We start from the raw sequence: 20655 nt of genomic DNA, 5'->3' as shown, positions 1-20655 counted from the left end.
AGGGAAGAAGGAAGAAGGAAGAAGGAAGAGGGAAGAGGGAAAAGGGAATATTTTCCGATCTCCCACCCTCGGCATCTCCCACCCTCGGCATCTCCCACCCTCGGCATCTCCCACCCTCGGCATCTCCTCCTCGCCCCAGTGATCCTCGTCACATCCGTGCAAACACTGAGTCACACTCTGCGAGTCAGGCTGTCACAGGCTACCCCTAAAAATGTCACACAAACCGAGCAATAGCCGTCACTGCGGAGTCAGTTAAAACCGTCGATACTTAGGATATTCAAGCAATCAAACCCAAAAATATTATGGTACTTATTCGCGACCTCGCCCAACAAGCTCTGACCCTAGGTTATTTAACTCTAGAATCTGAAAATCAACTGCGGCAGATGTTAACTACCACCAACTATGACTTGGAAGACTTAAATGCTTTTATGAGTTTGCAACTAGCAGCCATGTCCGGTTTGGTGAAACAAGAGTCTCGCCTTGTAAAAGAATTGGAAATTTTTGGCGAGACAGCCACGGAAATTCCCTGTTAATAATTAGTAGCTTTTTAATTATTTCAAATTTAGTAAGGAAATTTAAATTATGGTCATTCGTGAAGTTGTAAATCAAGCTATTGCCACGGGATATCTGAGTTGGGAAGCCGAAAATCAAATGCAGGATATTTTTGCCTCGGCGAAGTGCGATTTGGAAGATTTAAATGCTTTTATGAGCTTGCAGTTAGCCGCGATGGCTGGTCGCGTAAGGCAAGAGTCTTTGGAATCGATAAATTCGCCGAATTTTTCGGAACAAAATTAATCATTTTGATTCGTTTCTTGGGCGATATAAAGATCTATTTGCGTTTATGTAAAATTTAAAATAATAATTTAATCTACCCTGCTTATTGTCTAGTAATTCTAAAATTATTGCTTGCTGTGAATTTAATCTAGATTAATTTATTAAACATTTAATGATGTAAAACCTTGAGAGGTCGGGTGGGAACACCGCACCTTATCGTCATAAGTAGCACGTCTAATTTAGCTCAATATTAATTATATAAAACCTTCGCGATCGACTATTTCCGACTCCGACGCTCTAACTCTTTGATAACTCTCAGAACAAACAGCGACATGAAAGCACCAATTAATGCAAGTTGCCACAACCCGCATCCGGCCGCACTTCCTAACGCTGCTGACAACCAAATAGCAGCGGCCGACGTGAGCCCGTGAACTTTTGGTTTGCCGATTTCCTGCTGATATTCGCGCAGGATTTCTCCGCCCCCCAAAAATCCTATCCCGGCAGCAATGCCTTGAATTACGCGCTCTACACCATCTCGTCCGTTTTCATTTTTACCTATTGCCAGCGGAATTAAAACAAACATTGCAGCACCCATACTTACTAACATATGAGTCCTCAATCCCGCTGGTTTGTTTTTGAGTTGGCGCTCCCATCCAATCATTCCGCCCACAAACATGGCCAGACACAACCTCAACAGTATGCCCAGCCAATTATCAGGAGACCACAAGTTATCGATCGACAATGTTTTACGGCAAATAATTAATCGCGAGATTCCAATACTACCGCAGCACGATGTCCGATCGCAATCTCACTGCCAAATCTTGTTCCGGGCGAATCACGATCACGTCAACGCTGCGCCGCCCCAACAATACTCCGGCTAATGCACCGATTCCAGCACCGCCCAATACTTCTTCAGTGGCGATCGCCTTGTCGCCGGTAATGCCTGCTAGGGCTGCTGCTGCTGCTGCGCCCAATGCTGCCCCTTGCGCGACTGAACCTGTTCCAGCACCTTTTTGAATTTTTTCGGTTCTGGTAATAATTCCCGAATAGCCATCAATCCGATAGCGTTGGCGGCGGCTGACAATTAACTCGCTCGCAACAAATTGACTACCCCTTTGATTGCCCCTTTTGACAGGTCGCAATTCCCCGACAATCTGGCTGCCTGCGGGGATTGATACTCTGCCTTGAGCCGTGCGGATATCTCGCGCTACTGTTAATGTTAAAGGTGAAGTTTCATCGGTGGTGACAACGATTTTGTTTTTTTCATAGCTAACTGGAATGACACTGCCCGCTGGAATTCGGATGCTATCAAATTGTGAAATTCGTTGTTGAGCTGAGGCGGGCGCTGCTACTACCAGCGGCGCGCTGGTTCCAAATGTAATGCCCAGTGAGAGGATTGCTGCTGTTGCCGAACGCAATTTTTGAGAAGTAATCATATATTTTGTCTCCTTCTTTCGGTTTTGTTTTACTTAGGAACGCACTACTGCTAAATCTGTTTCTAGTTTTGCATTCATTTGATGTTTTTATTATGGCCGGCTGGAATTAGACAAGTTGGGAAGATAAGGTAGATAATTAAGAATTTTCACATTTTGCCAAATTGAAAAAATCGACTGGACTGGGGCGATCGGGAAGATAAGGAAGATAAACAGTCTGCGATTGCAAAACCTCTACAGATAGGGTGCGCCCATAAATACTGCGTCAAGCCATTTTTTGCCTTAGTCATGAAGATGAAGTCCTAGCGGGAAGCACTCTCTCAACGATATTAATGGTTGAGTGAGTTTAAGGCTAACAACGCTGCACCGAAAGCTGGTTCGTATCGGGGCGAAATTAGCTGAGCTTTTGGCGCGATCGCACCTATGGCAGTTTCAAACCGACCCCGAAAATTTGCATCACCGCCCCACACACCTCCCACCGTCACAATTTCAAATTCTTCTGCGGGCTTAAATAGCGCTGAAATGGCTGTTTTTGTTGAAAATGTTAATTTTGCCACAGCATTGTCAATAATGCCGTCAGCGACGCGATCGCCCTCTGCTGCGGCTCGATCGACAATCGGCGCTAAAGCCGCAATTTCTTTGACTCCCCAACCGCGCCGGTAAACAACTTCTACCAATTCTTCTAGGTTATTTAAGCCTAAATGCCCTTGAAATTTTTCCGCCAGCGCCGTAACGTCTCCTCGTCCGTCATAGAACTTCAAAGCAGCTTGCAAACCTTCAACAGCGATGTCATATCCGCTGCCTTCATCGCCTAAAATATATCCCCAACCGCCGACTCGTTTAGTTTCCCCTTGACGGTTTTGCCCGAAAACAATCGAACCAGTTCCTGCAATAACCGCGATACCAACTGGATGGCCAGTACCGCCAACCAGTGCGATCGCGCAATCGCTACAAATTACGATATTTCGCGGCAAGAGCGATCGAGCTACGGGTAAAGTATTCGCCAACTCCAAATTTTGCACTACAAATTGTACTATTTCAATATCTTTGGCACGCCCCACGCCTGCTAGTCCCAGACAAATTGCTTCTATTTTCAAATTGATATTTGGAGCGATGTTCGCGGAAAAAACTGCTCGCTCGATCGCCAATTGAATCGATTCTTTTGCTTGCTCAATTCCCAGCGTTTGATAATTTGAAGGCCCTGCTTCCCCGCGTCCCAAAACAACGTTATTTTCGTCCATTAAAACGCAAATAGTTTTAGTGCCACCGCCGTCGATGCCGAATACGTAAGTCATGGCAAAATTTTTAATTTGTATTGTATGTTGTCAACTAATATCTTGACGGATGGGACACAATGCGGATGTGCTGGCGTGCATCTAATTTGTACAGTAATTTTTATTTAAAGTATTGTGGTCTCGCCAGCCTAAAAATCTCATATAAGATGGGCGAAACCTTGTCGCCAAGCGAGCGGGGACACTCCCCCGACGTTAAAATAATACTTTTTGCATTTTTTGAGATGCTCCCTACAATTCTTTCAAACAGACAGAGCAATGCTAATAATAATTAAACCAAATAAAGCCAACCAAATAACATTGCGCTGACACCAATTTTTGATGGATTGCGGCAGGCCGCCGCTGATGTAACGGCTCGTCTGTGGCACTAGCGGCTCGGCTTTGTCGTGATAAAGCGTGCATTCTTTCGCCAAGGGACGCTGCGGGTAGTTGCAGGTGTCGTCTTCGTGGTAAATACAGGTTGTACACAGAAATTCTGCAGATGGTGATCGATAAAGGGGGATACCCGGATGACCGAAAGCTTTGAGAGGGATTTTGCACTGCGGACAGGCGATGGCTCGCGCGTCTACAGGTTGGTGACAGCGGGGGCAATCAGGCATTGACGGCTGGGTGATAGGGTAATGTTTTCGGTAAGCTCATTAGCGGGTTTTCCGAACGCCATCAGGCGGCTGAATGCTCCAAAATAGAAAGGTAGGTCAGCGCTGATGTAACTTAAATTGTACAGATGGTTTCGCAGCGACAGCAGGCGACCTGAGCCGATCGGCTATTTTGTGCCAAACAGTAGGAAAAATCTATGGATAACAATAGCAACTTACTCAAACAACTGGTGATGCTGGGCATTGGTACTACCTCCTTGGTGGCGGAGAAATTGCAGGAAGTCAGCGAGCAATGGGTTAAAGATGGCAAAATCAACCCCGAGCAAGCCAAAACTTTTGTCGATGACATGACAGAGCACCTGAAGTCGGAGCAGGGAAGTTGGGATACTCAGTTCCAGCGCCAACTGCGGAATATACTGCAAGATATGGGCGTTCCCCGACAGTCGGAAATGGATGAGTTGCGCGGCAGGCTCGATCGTCTCGAACGTCAGATGCGCGATTTAGAAAACCGTAACTGGCGCTGAGCACGATCCTTTTCTGCAAGTTTCGCGCTCGCGGGCGATCGCGCGCTTGCTGCTATCTTGTGATAAAATTGTCACCCGAACGCAGAAGGCTCAATAAGGCACTTATGTAGAAAGCAGAAGCTAGAATTACAAACATTCTGACTTCAAAGTTTCTTTTGCGTTTAAAATTAACTGGCATCCGCCATTTTTGGCGGAAAAGTTCAGATAAAATTTTGTAGTTCTTGTTGTACAAGATGTCTTAGATATCTGAGATATCGCGGTTACAAAAAGTATCAGGAGGATTAATTTTGCAAGGAATTCTGGTCAGCTTGGGGGTAATGCTGGTTTGCTTTGTGTTTTTGATAGTTGCTCAAATGAGCGGTTATGTGCCCAAAGCAGTTGCCTCCGAAGTGAATAATCCTTTAACCGATGCTGCGCTTGAGATCCTCTCAGCGAAGTCTTTCACTGAAGATAGCTTGCTCGTAGCTGATGCTAATTTACCGGAGGAACCAGCTACTATCGCTGGCAATAACATGACTGATAATACTGAGAAAACTGTCACCACAGCTTCAGGTTTGAAATATGTTGAATTGAAAGAAGGTGATGGGGCGACTCCAAAAACTGGTCAGACGGTTGTGGTGCACTACACTGGCACTTTGGAGGATGGCACGAAGTTTGATAGTTCGCGCGATCGCAATTCTCCATTTCAGTTCAAAATTGGTGTAGGCCAAGTAATTAAGGGTTGGGATGAAGGTGTCGGTACAATGAAAGTTGGAGAACGCCGCAAGTTGATTATTCCCCCTGAATTAGGTTATGGTGCTCGCGGTGCGGGCGGGGTGATTCCTCCTAATGCTACGCTGATTTTTGATGTGGAATTATTAAAAATTGCTGGCTAGGTAGCTCAACCTAACTAAGTGTTAAACTTTTACGCTGTTTAGAAACCCGGTTTTTTTATTAAGAAACCGGGTTTCTGCGTAAGTCTTAGTTCATTTAAGTAAATCGACCTAATTAAACGTAAAATACGGATCGCGAAAAAGCTTGCTGTGTGTTCCTTCTTCCTTCTTGCTTCTTCCTTCTTCCTCCTTCCTTCTTCCCTCTTCCCTCTTCCGACGGACTTACATCCGTTACATCCCGTACATTGCTCGTTGCCGAACTTCCTTCTTCCTTCTTCCTTCTTCCTTCTTAAGAGCGCTTTGGAGATGCTAGATTGCGAAATGAGGTAAATTGGGCATCGAATAATAGTTTGACGATGCCTGTGGGGCCGTTTCGGTGTTTGGTGATGATGACTTCGGCAATTCCGCGATCGGGCGAATCGGGGTTGTAATATTCATCTCGGTAAAGCATAATGACTAAATCGGCGTCCTGCTCGATACTATTATGAGCGTACAATCCTTGTGTAGCAAAGTTTTTAACTTTATCTACCGTTAGATCGTAAACCATTTCTTCGCCGATGAAATCTATCTTTTTTATTTTATCCCAATAGATATCGCTAGCAGCAATTTTCAGAATTTCTTCAGATTCTAGAAGATTAGCTAACTGCATAGCTCGTTCTCTACTGATATCACATGGATAGGAACTGTCGCCACAATAGCGCACGCCCAAACCTGCTTTAATTTGTTTAGTTGTTAAACCCAAACGTTCTCTGGCAATATTAACTTGGGTTCGCCAAACTTGGTTGGGAATTAAATCTCGGTTGGTATTAGCCCGTCCAGAATTTTCTAGATATATTTTGAGGGCGAATAAACTTTCTTGTTTATAATTGCCAACCGCACCAATCCCATATACAAATTTTTCTAGACATTGCTTCCCGCCCACCCATACTTGATATTGAGTTCGTCCTTTGTTTCCTTGGGAAACGGATTTCAAAGATGCATTAATATTCAATTTTAATAATAACGATCGAACTCCCCGCGCTAGTCTTTCGCTACTAGATCCATAGTAAACACTGGGATAGTGGGAATTGTCTTTACTCGTGCGGATACAACCATCAGTTGCCCATAGGTGTCGAAGGAAAAGAGCGATCGATTCTTGCGGTTGGGTAAATACTAAACTGGGAATAAATTTTTCATGGGAACGTAAACCAAAGATTTCTAATTGTTCGAGCCATTTAGTAATCTGATTTTTAATATTGGGAGCTAGACGATAACTAGCGGGGAGATAAACTTGATACCAATCGCGTTCGCGTTTAATGCGGGGATTAATTTGATCGCCAAATACTTCTCTAGCCAAATGTGCAACTAATTCAGCTAAATCTAATTCTCGCGTCGTGTACTGAATGGTATGTCGGGGCAAAGTACAACCATCACCAATTAAATGTCCTAGTAAAGCTAATTCAGCATTACCCATCGTCTGCACTTCAGTACAAGGAATTGATCGAGGTGTAGCAATCCGATCGCCTATTTTTAATTCATCTAAACGCTTCCAACCATCTGATGTAAAGAACTTATGATTGCCGGTTGCTGTAATCGAATTTCCCAAGCAAGTTGTCATCTCCCAGACTGGCTTGACTCCCGTACAAAAAGCATTAGTCACAATCGCTTTTTCCTGTTTCAGGGTATCTGAATTTAATCCCCAAACAGCAAAGCCAGATTTGCCGACTAAATCGCGAATTGGGACTTCTAATCCACTATCCGCCAGCGTAACTAAACTATCACCTGTTAAGCAGCCACTTTCGCGTAAATCAGACATCATCGGCCGCTTATTTGTCCTTGCTTCTACACTGCGACTCAACTGAGACAAAGCAATAATCGGCACGTTGATCTCGCGGGCTAAACCTTTGAGGCTTCTAGTAATTCGAGATAATTCTTGCACGCGGTTGTCGCTGCTACCTTCCATTAATTGCAGGTAATCTAGCAAGATTAATCCGAGAGCTCCGCCTTGTTCCGCTTGGAGGCGGCGGACTTTCGATCGAATCTCCATCACGGTAATATTGGGAGTATCGTCAATAAACAATGGCAGTTCTGATAAGTTGCCAATGGCTGTACTAATTGGTTCCCATTCGTTTTGACTGATTCTGCCCGATCGCAACCTGTTACTTTCTATTTTGGCTTCACTGGACAAGATACGCTGCACTAGCTGTTCTTTCGACATTTCTAAGCTAAAAACGGCAACCGGCAATTTTTGCTGTCCAGCAGCGATGTGGTGGGCGATGTTGGTACAGAAAGCCGTTTTGCCCATTGCTGGCCTAGCCGCAACGATGATTAAATCCGATCGCTGAAAGCCACCTGTCATGGCATCTAAATCATAAAAACCGCAGGGAATACCGGGAAGTGTCAGGCCTTCATTGCGATTTTCTAAGTCTTGAAATGTTTGGTTTAGGGTTTCGCCGATGGATACTAAATCCTGTTGCGGGCGGTCTTGAGTGATGCCAAAAACTTCTTGTTCGGCGCGGTCTAAGACTGTTTCTAGCGGTGCTGCTGTCTCGTAACCTAATTGTACTATGTTGTTGCCAGCTTCGATCAATCGGCGGCGCTGATATTTGTCTTCAACTAGGGCTGCATATTGGTCGATGTTGACTGCTGAAACTGTGCGATCGACTAATTGTGCTAATTTAGTGAGTCCTCCGACTTGTTCTAACTGGTTGCGATCTGTCAACCAAGTTGTCACCGTCATTAAATCTGTCGGTTGGCCTTGCAAAAATAGCCCTAATGCCGATCGATAAATGACTTGATGAGCGGTGATGGCAAAAAACTCCGGTCGCAGAAGTTCGGCAATTCGAGAAATCGCTTCGGGGTCAATTAAAATCCCGCCTAAAATTGCTTCTTCTGCCTCTATATTTGTCGGCATCAAATCGCTCATTAGTCAATAGTCCTCAGTCATTAGTCATTAGTCATTAGTCATTAGTCATTAGTCATTAGTCATTGGTCATTGGTCATTGGTCATTGGTTGCGATTTATTAGTCTTCAGTTTTCAACCTGCAAGTTAGCATTCCTCAGTCTTTCGTTAGCTGTACTCAGTTCTTAGCTAATGACTAATGACTGATGACTGATGACTAATAACTAATGACTGATGACTGATGACTCTTAATTACATCGGGACAACTTGAATATTAACTTCGGCGGTAACTTCCGCGTGAAGTTTGATTTCAGCTTTGTATGTACCAGTGCCCCGAATTTCGGGTAGGGTGATGCCGCGCCGATCGACTTCTTGACTGGTAGAGTTGAAAATCAGTTCTGCTACTTCTTGGTTGGTGACAGTACCAAAAATCGCGTCTCCTTCGCCGACTTGCTTGGAGATGATGAAAGGCCCGGCTGCTTCCAAGGCGGTTTTGCGGACTTCAGCTTGCTGCTTGAGTTCTAACTGGCGCAGTCTTTCTTCTTCACGGCGGCGCTCTGCTTGCTTGAGAATGCCCGGAGTGGCTCTAAATCCCATTCCTTGGGGTACTAGGTAGTTGCGGGCGTAGCCTGGGGCTACTTCTACTACGTCGCCAGCTTTGCCGAGTTTGCTGACATCTTTGTTTAATACTAATTGGACGCGCTTGGCCATGATCGTTGCTTGTGGGGTTTTAATTGCAACTTTCTATAATAGCGAAGTTTGAAGGGCGATCGCAAGGGAGAAGAAAGAAGTCATTAGTCATTAGTCATTAGTCATTAGTCATGTTTTGCTGTCCCCCCCCGAGCTTTCCGTCCAACGTCATCAGGAAGAGGAATGAGATATCATTCATTTTTGGCGGGTTCATCCGTCTCAAGGGAAGGTTGTTAAGGCATTGGAGAGGACTCAAGTCCTCACTGCGAAGCTGATTGAGCAAGGACTGAAGTCCGAACGATCGAACCTGTTATGGATTTTTTAGCTTTTGGCTCATCAATCGCCCTACAGCGGCCAATAACTCACTCGGATCGATGGGCTTAGATAAATGTTGGTCAAATCCGGCTTGCAAAATTTGGCGCTCGTTCGCTTCTCCAGCATAGGCCGTTAGGGCGATCGCCACCAAATCTCGATACTCTGGCGCAAGCTGAGTGCGGATGTGACGGATCAGCATATATCCGTCCATCTGCGGCATTCCGATGTCGCTGACGAGCAAATCCGGTGCAGTTTGCGCGATCGACAGCAGCGCCTCAGCAGCAGAAGATAGCGCAATCACCTTTGCACCCCCTTGGCCGAGGACGAAGGCGACAAAATCCCGCGAGTCGAGATCATCATCTACCACCAAAATTCTCAATCCCGAGAGCGGGAAAGATGAAATATCGCAACTACCAGACGAATTGACCGCTTCTAACCGCTGCGCTCTAGAATCATCATTTAATAGCGGTAATCTCACCGTAAACGTCGCTCCTTGACCTTCTCCAGCGCTTTCTACAAATACCGTCCCGCCGTGCAGTTCGATCAGTTGGCGGACGATCGCCAATCCCAATCCCAAACCCCCAAATTTGCGAGTAGTCGCGCCGTCTTCTTGTCGGAAATGCTCGAAAACATAGGGCAAGAAATCGGGAATAATACCTTTACCCGTGTCGGCGACTTGAATTTCCACTTCTTGGCCACCGACTTGCGTTAATCTAACTTCAACTCTACCGCCTTCGGGCGTAAATTTTACCGCATTCGATAACAAATTCCACACAACTTGCTGCAAGCGACTTGTATCGCCGAGAACGAGTCCGACATCGGGATTTAAAATTGTTTCGATTTGAATTTTTTTAGCTTCGGCTGCTAATTGCACCGTTTCCAAAGCAGACAAAATAATGATTCCCACATTCACCGGAGCCACAGTCAATCTAAGCTTCCCTTGCAGAATTCGAGACACATCTAGCAAGTCTTCGATTAATTGAGATTGCAGTCTGGCGTTGCGCTCGATTGTCTCCAACGCTTTGGCTGTTTGAGTCGCGCTCAGCTTCCCTGCTAGCAGCAGTTGCGACCAGCCTAAAATCGGATTTAGGGGCGATCGCAACTCGTGAGAAAGCACCGCCAGAAACTCGTCTTTAATCCGGTTAGCTCGCTCGGCTTCCGCGCGGGCAGTTTGTTCCAATTGCAGAACCATATCGCGCTCGATTTCTACTTTTTTGCCCTCTGTCATATCGATCGCAGAGCCAATAAAACCTTCAAATTGTCCGCTTTCAGTAAATCGGGGAGCCGCCGCATCCAGCGCCCAAGAATATCCGCCATCCGGGCGCCCCACGCGAAATTCCATGCGGTAAGGTTCCTGGCGTTCGTTGGCCATCAAAAATGCGTTTTTGGCTGGTTCTCGGTCTTCTGGATGCAAAGCATTTATCCAACCAAATCCTAAACCTGTTTCTTGAGTTTGACCGGTGAATTCATACCAGCTTTCGCTGAGGAAAGTGCAGTAACCTGTGGAGTCTGTTACCCAGACCATAAAAGGAGTGTTGTTAGCCATATTGCGGAATCGCTCTTCGCTTTCTTGCAACGCTGCTTCTGATTGTTTGCGTTCTGTAATATCGCGACAGACAATCACTCCACCTTGGATTTCGTTGCTAGTATCAACCACCGGATAACCGCTGATACTGATCCAGCGACTTTCGCCATCTTGGCGGTCGATAAATACTTCTACATCATTGACATATTCGCCTTTGATTGCTCTGACTAGGGGTAGTTCAGCGTTGGGAAATAGGGTTTTTTTGTCTGGCAAAAATACTCCGTAGGTGCTCGACCATTCCTCCCAGGATTTTTCATTCGATAGCTGACCGAATATCCCCTCGGCGGCTCGGTTAAACAGCACAAACTCCCCTTGTTGGTTGGCAAGAATTAAACCGTCACCAATGCTGTCAATAATTACTTGTAGTAACTTTGTTTGTTCTTGCCGCTCGATTTCTGCTCGTTTGCGATTTGTGATGTCGCTGGAGATGCCAATCAAGCCGATCACTTCTCCCGCCTGATTGCGGTAGGGAGCTTTCATTACCAGAAATGTCCGAATGCCATCGTGAGATTCTTCGAGGACTTCTGTTTGTCCAGATTCCATAATGCGCCGATCGTTTTCCGTGACTGTGACTGCAAGTTCTACTACTGGGTATAAATCGATATCGCGCCAGCCAATTACTTCATCAGCAGTTTTTCCCAGCGCCTCCAGCGCGGGCGGATTGGCATAAATAATCCGTCCTTCTCGATCTTTGACAAAAATTGGCGTGGGCGCTGACTCGTTAATCACGTTCAAAATTGCATTCTTTTGTCGCAGTTCTTCTTCTGTGCGTTTGCGATCGGTAATATCGCTCCAATAAGCCGTCAATCCTCCGGCGGCTGGATAGGCGCTGACTTCTACATAAACTTGAAGTGAAGGTGAAAATTCTTCAAATTTGACAGAAACTTGCTCGTTAATAACTCGATGAAATTCTTGATATACTCTCGAATTGGATTCTTTCTCGGCGGGGAACATCTCCCAGATCGATCGACCTAACAAGTCGTTTCTCGATCGCGCCAGCAATTTTTCAGCAGTGGCATTAACGTAGGTATAGCGCCATTGCGAATCGAAGGCGATAAAGGCATCGGTAATACTTTCGATAATATTGCTGACCTGCTGTTTGGCCTCGGCGATGGCGAGTTCAGCGTTTTTGCGATCGGTGATTACTTCCGAAAAAATCATGATCCCGCCAATCTCACCGCTGTTGGTGCGCCAAGGGTGAATTTCCCAGCGCACCCAGTCCATCGAGCCATCAGCGCGGGGAAACAGTTCTTCTGGGCAGATTTCGACTGCTCCCGCCAGACAGCGCTGGTGGATTTGTTTCCAACGATCGGGCAAATCTGGCAATATATCGTAATGCGATCGCCCGACAATATTTTGAGCGCCCAGCCCGTAATTAGCCAGCCAGCGATCGCTCACCAGCATATACTGCATCTGGCGGTCAAACATCGCCACCCCCACAGGCGAATGTTTAACAAACAGTCGCAACTTGCTGTAGTGTTCGCGCAGAAGATTTTCCGCCTGTTTGCGATCGCTGATGTCTTTGAAAAGTATGGCGACTTTGCGGCTGTGCGGCTCGGGAGTGCGGAACGCCGAAACCTCAAACCAGCGGTTCATCGCTTCGGAGCCGTGTTCAAAGCGCAGCGGTTCCCCCGTGAGCGCGACTTTGCCGTACACCTCAAACCAATAATTTTCGTGCTCTGGAATGAGCTGTCGCATCGTTTTACCCGCAGCTTGTACGAGTCCGGTTTGTTTCTCGAAGGCCGGATTGATTTCTAAGAAGCGGTAATCGATCGGCTTTTCGTTTTCGTCAAACAGCATTTCGATGATGCAAAAGCCTTCGTCTAGGGACTCAAACAAAGTGCGGTAGCGTTCCTCGGAGCGGCGCAAAGCAGCCTCGGCTCGTTGACGCTCGCTAATATCCACAAACGCTCCCACACAGCCGCGAACTGCGCCCTGTTCGTCAAATAACGGTACCGCATTCACCAACCAATCAAAAGTCGCTCCGTCCGATCGCACCATTTGAATTTCCACATCCCGCACTTCGGAGCCCGAAGCCGCAGCCCGCTGCATTGGGAGCTCTTCTGGCGGGATTTCTACTCCGTTGCTGAGTTGTCTGAACGGAAGGACTGCGGCTTGCTCTCCGCTTGCAGAAACATTGGCATCGGGCGGCACTGCGAGCATCGATTGAGCAAACCGGTTAGCGCGAATTACTTGACACTGGGCGTCGTCTGCGATCGTAATTCCGACGGGTACGGCATCAAGGATTGATTGCAATTCATTCACTCGCCACTCTAGTTCCTGGTTGAGCCGTTGAATTTCTCTTTTGCTAGCTTGGCGATGCGTAATTTCGTGTACCGTCACGTTCACGCCCAAAACGCGATCGTCCTCGGCCCTGAGCGGATAGAGACTCAACAGCCAATCCTGTTCGACTCCCGGCTGTGCTGAGTTCGTCCTGCGAAGTTCGAGCTGTTGAAGTGGAACTTTAGTTTCAATAACTTGTCGGTAAAGCGGCTCTAAATCATCTGCCATTTCTGGCAAAATTTCGCGCAATGTTTTGCCGATGTGGGCGGCGGCTGGAACTCCGTTAATTTCTGCTAGCCGATCGTTGATCCGGACAAACCGCAACTCGGTATCGACAAAGCAAAGTCCGATCGGCGCGCTAGCATAAATCGCCTCGATTTCTGCTAGTTGTTGGTGTGCCGTTTGCGCTTGTTTAATAAAAGCAGCGCTCGCCGCTTTCTGCTCGGTCACATCTTGAAAATAAACGGCAAGCCCCGAGGCGATCGGATAGGCTCGCACCGCATACCAAGCATTGAGCGGCGGATAAAAAGATTCAAAACTAACCGTAACTTGCTCTCTAGAGGCGCGGCGATATTCCTGCTCGAACAAAGTACCGACAGCTTCGGGAAACTCTTCCCAAACGCTGTTGCCGATCAAATCTTTCGAGAGTCGATTTATCCACCGCGCCGCTTGAGAATTAACGTAGGTAAACCGCCAGTCTCGATCCAAAGCATAGAACCCGTCGGAAATACTTTCGAGGGTGTCTGACAGTTGTTGGGCGGGCGCGTTGTTGGCGGCTTCGGGTTGAGGAGGAGCGATAGCAGTGAAGGTTGTAACTACTGCATAGGGAGTCGATCGATCTCCCTGAAATAAAGGTTGAGAATTGAGCGTCAACCAAATCAATTTTCCCGGAGCTTGATAAAAGCCCATAATAACATTTGAGATTGGCTGCCCGGTTTGCAGCGCCACCGTCGCCGGATGCCTCTCGGCGGGAAAATCCGAGCCATCTTCGCGCACAGTCTGCCCCAGAATGTTGAGCCAAGAGCAGCCCTGCATCTGTGCTGCTGTCATCCCCAGCAGTTTCTCGGCGATCGGATTGCACCCCTGAATGCTGCCGTCTGCCAATTGCAAAACCATGCCTATATCTGTTGGTAAAGGCGCGCCCGGATAAAGCGCGTTGTTAGAATGCGTTGAAACACAGGGGTCTATTTGCCGTTGGGGTTCAGTATTGCTGCCTAGATTTTTCATCGATTTCTAACAACGGTTTGAGTTTTGGCTAAGCCAATCGCGATCGTTAAATAATTATACGGAAATCATTCCGAGGAAGTATTACTTTAAACAGGGTTACAATTCAAACTTAAGAGGGATGTCGATCGTCCTACTGGAATGTTGATATCGGGACAATTTATTGTATCGCACAGTCCCTGAGCTTAACCAGTTGCCGCTACAGAGCAAAGGCCAGAGGCAGTTTTCTGGCTGTTTCAAAGCAGGGGTAAGCCCGATCGGTTTTCTTGGTGGCTGCATATTATCAACGGCTGTGGCTCGTTGCACACATTTGACGTGATGCAGGTATGTAAGGCTGACGTTGCTATTGTCAAAATCGGTCTTTCATGGCGCGCAATTGAGCGAAGGTTTGGACGGGATCGCGGGTGTTGGCTGCTGATTGGAGGTTGGGCAAATCCCAGCGCAAAAATGGGTTGGTCTTTTTCTCGATGCCGATCGAGGATGGTATGGTAGGTTGCGATCGGCTGCGCGCTTCTTTAACTTCGACCAAGCGCTGCTGCAGATCGGGATTGTCTCCATCCACAGTCAGGGCAAATTGCAAATTTTGCAGCGTGTATTCGTGGGCGCACCAAACTCTGGTACTGTCCGGCAGGTTTCGCAATTGTTCTAGAGAAGCTAGCATTTGAGCTGGAGTGCCTTCTTTCAGTCTGCCGCAGCCTCCAGCAAATAAAGTGTCGCCGCAGAACAATTCGCCAGTTTCCCCTTGGTTGCGCGCGGGGAAATAGTAGGCTATGTGAGCTTTTGTGTGGCCTGGTACGAAGAAGACTTCGGCGGTTCTGCCGGCAAATTCTACTCGATCGCCCGCTTGCAAAAACACTTGCTGTCCAGGAATTCTGCCTCTGTCTTGTGCGCCGCCGTAAACTTTAATTTGCCGAAAGCGATCGATCAGTTGCTGGTTGCCGCCTATGTGGTCGTTGTGGTGGTGCGTATTGAAAATTGCTGTTAATTCGGCTCCGAGCGAGCTCAGTTGCTGCAAGACCGGTTCTGCTCGGGCTGGATCGACGACTGCTGCTGTCTGGCGATCGGGGTCGTGCAGCAAGAAAATGTAATTGTCGGACAGTACCGGGATTTGATAGACCTGCATAGAATTACCTCTGGATAAAAATTATTATAGAATCAAATTTAGTGCGATCGCACTTCCGAGGCAGGCTTAATTCATAATTATAGACTCCGCGCATCTATCTTTGGGAGTATAACCTCGATCTTGTGTCCGATCGATTAACCGCAGGCGCGACGGGTTCGTAGTGCGGAATGCGAGTCCGTAAAATTCTGCGGAATGCGAGTCCGTACTAGGAACCATTTTTGTTATCGTAATCGAGCGGACATGATATGATACATTATTTCTGCTGTTCCACAAATCGATTTGCATCATTTCTGAGTTAAGAATTGCCAGCATCTTTAACTATTCTGACATAAAGGCGATCGAATAAATGCGAACATCTCCCAACAAATCGAACTTGACAATTTCTCAAATGGTCGATCGGATTGTAGCGTCTGGCAAAATCGCTCGCCGCGAACATTTAGTTTTGACTTCCACTATCCTATCTGATGATAAAATTTCTGAAGAAGACCGGCACCAAATCAATCGCATCTTTGATTATATTCAAATTGGCCGCCTTAAGTTTATCGATTAAATTTTTTAGTTGACAGTTGACAGTTGACAGTTGATAGTTGCAGTAGTTAATGCCGATCCCCCTAGCCCCCCTTAAAAAGGCTACGGTGTACACACATCTCTGTGTAGAACCAAAATCCTCGGATATCCCTTGCAGCATCCCCCTTAAAAAGGGGGAAGAGAATTCTCAAAATCCTTAAAAATGGGGAACCAGAAAATTATGAAAGTCCCCCTTCTTAAGGGGAAATTTAGGGAAATATCAAAAAAAAGCAGACTTAACCCAACCCTAAAACAATACAATAGACTATCCAACTACAAAAAACAAAGCAGAATAAAATGAGTACAAAAAAAACAACAATTTTGGTAACAGGTGGAGCTGGATATATTGGCTCTCACGCAGTATTAGCACTGAAAAAAGCTGGTTACGACGTGATAATTTTGGACAATTTAGCTTACGGACACCAAGATTTAGTAGACCGGGTTTTGCAAGTAAAATTGGTAGTGGGCGATACGAAGGATCGCCCTTTGCTCGACAACCTGTTCGCCACTCACGAAATTGCAGCAGTAATGCACTTTTCAGCCTATGCTTACGTGGGCGAATCTGTTACCGATCCAGCTAAATATTACCGCAACAACGTCATCGGTACCATTACACTTTTAGAAGCAATGATCGCTGCGGGAGTGAAAAAAATTGTGTTTTCTTCAACCTGCGCGACTTACGGCGTACCGCATAAAATTCCCATCGCAGAAGACCACCCACAAAATCCGATAAATCCCTACGGCGCTACTAAGTTAATGGTAGAACGAATTTTGTCCGATTTTGATGTTGCGTACAATTTTAAATCAGTTTGTTTCCGCTATTTTAACGCGGCTGGGGCAGATCCAAACGGGTTGTTAGGAGAAGATCACAATCCAGAAACCCACCTGATTCCGTTGGTGTTGTTTGCTGCTTTGGGTAAGCGGGATTCGATCGCAATTTTTGGCACAGATTACGATACTCCAGACGGTAGTTGCATTCGCGATTACATTCATGTTAACGATTTGGCATCGGCTCACATTTTAGGATTAGAATATTTGTTAAATGACGGCAAATCTGATTTCTTTAATTTGGGAAATGGTGGCGGATTTTCGGTAAAAGAAGTGATACAAACGGCTCGCGAAGTGACTGGAAAAGAGATTAAAGCGGTTGAGTGCGATCGCCGTCCGGGAGACCCAGCAGCCTTGGTTGGTAGCAGCGAAAAAGCTATCAAAATTTTGGGTTGGTGTCCAGAATATCCCGAAATTAAGGATATTTTAATTCACGCTTGGCAGTGGCATCAAAAACGACACTCCACTTAGTAAGCTGTTGCTCCTATAGATTGTGTATGGCAATTGAGGGGGAGAGGGGGAGAGAATTTGACAATTTTTGATTGTCATCAAAATCTACAATTTTTATTTCCACAACAGCTTATTTAGGGTGCTGAAAACCAGAGAAACTCTGGCGCGAGATACAAGGTAAACTGGAAAGAATCGAGGGCGACAGCTTCCACGGAGTTAAGAAAATGTTTTTTGGTAAGCCGGAAATGCTGCCGCCAGCTCGTTAATAAGAGGAAAAGGAAAGAGTAGGCTTGAGTTGCGTAAATATTGGATTGATGGGTTAACCGCAGATGTCAAGCGGATACACACAGATGGACGCAGATAATTCAATAATTGAAAGTGAATTAGTGCCAGATGTCTAGTGGATGATCCAAACCATATTTGATGATATGACTTACGTGTAGAAAACTCCCATCAGCGTGCTGGTGGAATTACCCAGCTTGAATTATATATATGAAGTTTGCCCGATCGCTCCGAAAAGCAATTCTGTTATTTCTGATCTCCTGTCTGCTATCCGTTGCAATTCCTGCCGCAGTTGCTCAGATTCAGTCACCGCCTGCTGTGCAGCTTGTCCGACAAGCTCGCACTCTGTGGGAAGAAAAACGTTTTTCCGAAGCTGTACCGCTCTTGCAGCAAGCGGCGGTACAGTTTGAGAAAACAGGCGAAAATCTCCCTCTCGCCACAGCCTTGAGCAATTTAGCTGCAACCTACGGGCAGTTAGCACTTTGGGAACAAGCAGAACAGGCCGTGAATTCGAGTTTGTCGGTGGTGCAAACCGAACCCAAAACTGCCGAACAGCAGCGGATTTTGGCTGAAACTCTCAACATTCAAGGACAGTTGCAACTCGAACGGGGACAGACTCAAAATGCGATCGATAACTTCGACTCAAGCGCTAAAATATTCGAGCAAATCGATCGCAAAAACCAACTTTTTCAAGTTCAAATCAATCAAAGTCGGGCTTGGGAAACTCTCGGACTTTACCCAAGAGCTTGCAAAATTTTGTTAACTTCCTTGATGTTGGAAAACCAAACTTGTGCAGTTTCGACAGCAGATTTGGCAACTTTAAAAAATCAGCCTGTTTCTGCCGAAAAAGTCCGGGCAGTTCATGCTTTAGGGCGGGTGATGCGGGTTTTGGGACAACTGGAAAACTCCCAAAATTTGCTATTAGAGGCACTGACAGCAGCCCAAAAATTAGGTATCAAACAAGATGAAGCGGCAATTTATCTCAATCTGGGAAATACGGCGCGGGCGAAAAGTAATAAACCGGGTTTGAGCACCCGACAGCAGGCTGACTTGGAAGCCTCGGCTCTAGAATATTACGATCGCTCGGCGGCAATTACAGTCGAAACGCCTCTACAAATTCAGGCGCAGTTGAACAAATTAAGTCTGTTGGTCGATCGCAAAAACTGGTCGGAAGCAGAGGTTTTGTGGCGTTCCGTCGAACCTCAAACCGCTCAATTGGGTTCAAATCGTGCGGGACTTTACGCTCAAATTAACCTAGCTCAAAGCTTGATGAAATTAGCTCAGTCGCCTGCAAAAACTTTGAGCTTAAGCGATGTTGACAAAATGCTAGAACGCTCAGCAGCACCGGCAAATAGTTTGGGCGACAAACGCATACAAGCTTACATTCTGGCAGCTAGGGGCAAACTTTCGGAATTGCAGCAGCAGCACCAGCAGGCGGAAAGTTTGACAAATCAGGCTTTGAGTTTGGCGCCAGTGTTTGAATCTCCCGATATTGCCTATCAATTATTGTGGCAACTCGGGCGGATTAGGAAAGCTCAGGGAAACACAGAAGGGGCGATCGCCCAATATACTCAAGCTGTAAATGTATTGTCTTCTCTGCGGGGCGATTTGGTGACAGTGAATCCCGAAGTACAATTTTCGTTTCGGGAAAGTGCCGAACCGGTTTATCGAGAATTAGTCGGACTGCTTTTGGCAGAGGAATCTCCGAGTCAAGCTAAATTGAAACTGGCGCGCCAAACGGTGGAATCTTTGCAGTTGGCAGAATTGGATAACTTTTTTCGGGATGCTTGCGCTGATGCTAAACCACAGTCGATCGAGCAAATCGATCCTGCTGCGGCGGTGATTTATCCAATTATTTTGAGCGATCGTTTGGAGGTAATTTTATCAATTCCCGGCAAACCCCTGCGCCGCTACACTACCAATAAGTCTCAAGCCGAGTTAGAAACAGCCTTCAGACTAGCCAAAAATACGATCCGGCCTGCTGCGTTTCCCCGCGACAGGTTGCCCGCCGTCCAACAGGTTTACGACTGGTTAATTCGCCCCGCAGAGGCTGATTTGACTGCCAGCGGAATTAAAACTCTGGTATTTGTGCTCGACGGTTATTTGCGAAATCTGCCGATGGCGGTGCTGCACGACGGCGAAAAGTTTTTGCTAGAAAAGTACAGTATTGCTTTGGCACCAGGACTGCAATTGCTGACACCCAAACCTCTGAGCCAAGTTAAGTTGAGAGTGCTCGCCGCTGCCCTCTCAGAAGCGCGTCAAGGCTTCTCGGCTTTGCCGGGGGTGAAACGAGAAATTCAACAAATTTCTGCTCAGATTCCCGCTACTGACCTGCTGAATGAAGATTTTGTTAGCGGGCGGTTGCGCGATAAAATTAAATCTTTGTCTTACCCGATCGTCCATTTGGCAACTCACGGTCAGTTTAGCTCGAATGCGGCGGATACTTTTATTGTGACTTGGGATGAGAAAGTGAATGTCAAGGAGTTCGATCGACTGCTGCGATCGCGCACTGGGGATAACCAACAGCCGATCGAGCTTTTAGTCTTGAGTGCTTGCGAAACAGCTTCGGGCGACAATCGCGCGGCTTTGGGTTTGGCCGGGGCGGCAATTCGATCGGGTGCCCGCAGCACAGTCGCCACGCTTTGGCAAGTCAACGACGAATCTACTGCTATCTTTATGACTGAGTTTTATCGGCAGCTTGCTGCTTCTAAAACCAGCAAAGCTGAAGCCCTCCGCAACGCTCAATTAACCTTGCTGCAAAACCAAGAATATAAAAATCCCTATTACTGGGCTGCTTTCATACTCGTGGGGAATTGGCAATAAGCTGAGGAATTTTACAAGCCGCTAATAAAAACCTTAGTTATTGCGATCGGCTAGAAACGGTATTGTTTTCTCAACGCTATTAGTCAGGGAATAAATTCCCTGGCGGTATATAG

The 20655-nt window shown here is 46.6% G+C and carries 15 protein-coding genes; 7 read left to right on the top strand and 8 right to left on the bottom strand.

Annotated elements, in window-relative coordinates; genetic code table 11:
* Positions 1–302: 302 nt before the first annotated feature.
* Both QT998_RS01170 and QT998_RS01165 read left to right on the top strand, forming a co-directional pair.
* The gene (locus QT998_RS01170; RefSeq protein WP_333087543.1) at positions 303–533 is read left to right on the top strand and encodes a hypothetical protein; all 231 of its coding nucleotides are present in this window, start codon (positions 303–305) and stop codon (positions 531–533) included.
* Positions 534–579: 46 nt separating this feature from the next.
* Positions 580–795: a hypothetical protein gene (locus tag QT998_RS01165; RefSeq protein ID WP_333087888.1), complete on the top strand. Its 216-nt coding sequence runs from the start codon at positions 580–582 to the stop codon at positions 793–795.
* 256 nt (positions 796–1051) lie between these two features.
* On the opposite strand, the gene QT998_RS01160 is transcribed toward QT998_RS01165, so the two are convergent.
* The 4 genes from QT998_RS01160 to QT998_RS01145 all read right to left on the bottom strand — a co-directional run bounded on the left by QT998_RS01160 (position 1052) and on the right by QT998_RS01145 (position 4098).
* Entirely contained in the window at positions 1052–1516 is a 465-nt protein-coding gene (locus QT998_RS01160) for an MgtC/SapB family protein (protein ID WP_333113482.1), read from the bottom strand.
* A gap of 37 nt (positions 1517–1553) precedes the next feature.
* The gene (locus QT998_RS01155; RefSeq protein WP_333087539.1) at positions 1554–2210 is read right to left on the bottom strand and encodes a hypothetical protein; all 657 of its coding nucleotides are present in this window, start codon (positions 2208–2210) and stop codon (positions 1554–1556) included.
* A gap of 326 nt (positions 2211–2536) precedes the next feature.
* Positions 2537–3502 carry an N-acetylglucosamine kinase gene (locus QT998_RS01150; RefSeq protein WP_333087538.1) on the bottom strand — a complete coding sequence of 322 codons (966 nt, stop codon included), beginning with the start codon at positions 3500–3502 and terminating at the stop codon, positions 2537–2539.
* A 239-nt stretch (positions 3503–3741) separates the two neighbouring features.
* Entirely contained in the window at positions 3742–4098 is a 357-nt protein-coding gene (locus QT998_RS01145) for a zinc ribbon domain-containing protein (protein WP_333087537.1), read from the bottom strand.
* 194 nt (positions 4099–4292) lie between these two features.
* On the opposite strand from QT998_RS01145, the gene QT998_RS01140 reads away from it, so the two are divergent.
* Positions 4293–4619, top strand: coding sequence for a phasin family protein (locus tag QT998_RS01140; RefSeq protein WP_333087535.1), 327 nt, complete (start codon positions 4293–4295; stop codon positions 4617–4619).
* A gap of 287 nt (positions 4620–4906) precedes the next feature.
* Complete coding sequence (locus QT998_RS01135) at positions 4907–5494, top strand: FKBP-type peptidyl-prolyl cis-trans isomerase (RefSeq protein WP_194070826.1); 588 nt, start codon at positions 4907–4909, stop codon at positions 5492–5494.
* Positions 5495–5780: 286 nt separating this feature from the next.
* On the opposite strand, the gene QT998_RS01130 is transcribed toward QT998_RS01135, so the two are convergent.
* The 4 genes from QT998_RS01130 to gloB form a co-directional block, all read right to left on the bottom strand.
* Positions 5781–8396, bottom strand: coding sequence for a replicative DNA helicase (locus tag QT998_RS01130; RefSeq protein ID WP_333113484.1), 2616 nt, complete (start codon positions 8394–8396; stop codon positions 5781–5783).
* A gap of 228 nt (positions 8397–8624) precedes the next feature.
* Positions 8625–9083: a 50S ribosomal protein L9 gene (rplI, locus tag QT998_RS01125; protein WP_194009876.1), complete on the bottom strand. Its 459-nt coding sequence runs from the start codon at positions 9081–9083 to the stop codon at positions 8625–8627.
* Between the two features lie 289 nt (positions 9084–9372).
* Entirely contained in the window at positions 9373–14472 is a 5100-nt protein-coding gene (locus QT998_RS01120; RefSeq protein ID WP_333113487.1) for a PAS domain-containing protein, read from the bottom strand.
* Positions 14473–14818: 346 nt separating this feature from the next.
* Positions 14819–15592 (bottom strand): hydroxyacylglutathione hydrolase, encoded by a 774-nt coding sequence (gloB, locus tag QT998_RS01115; protein WP_333113489.1) that lies wholly within the window; start codon positions 15590–15592, stop codon positions 14819–14821.
* A gap of 346 nt (positions 15593–15938) precedes the next feature.
* Here gloB and QT998_RS01110 point away from each other — a divergent pair, with 346 nt between their 5' ends.
* From QT998_RS01110 to QT998_RS01100, 3 genes are all read left to right on the top strand, one after another.
* A complete protein-coding gene (locus QT998_RS01110; RefSeq protein WP_194009879.1) occupies positions 15939–16142 on the top strand; it encodes a hypothetical protein in 204 nt (67 codons plus the stop codon).
* A gap of 314 nt (positions 16143–16456) precedes the next feature.
* The gene (galE, locus tag QT998_RS01105; RefSeq protein WP_333113492.1) at positions 16457–17458 is read left to right on the top strand and encodes a UDP-glucose 4-epimerase GalE; all 1002 of its coding nucleotides are present in this window, start codon (positions 16457–16459) and stop codon (positions 17456–17458) included.
* A gap of 471 nt (positions 17459–17929) precedes the next feature.
* Positions 17930–20542 carry a CHAT domain-containing protein gene (locus tag QT998_RS01100; protein ID WP_333113495.1) on the top strand — a complete coding sequence of 871 codons (2613 nt, stop codon included), beginning with the start codon at positions 17930–17932 and terminating at the stop codon, positions 20540–20542.
* Positions 20543–20655 lie beyond the last annotated feature (113 nt).

This window comes from Microcoleus sp. S1D4 (genome assembly GCF_036700765.1).
Taxonomy (GTDB): domain Bacteria; phylum Cyanobacteriota; class Cyanobacteriia; order Cyanobacteriales; family Microcoleaceae; genus Microcoleus.
This window is presented reverse-complemented; position numbering and strand designations above follow the sequence as displayed.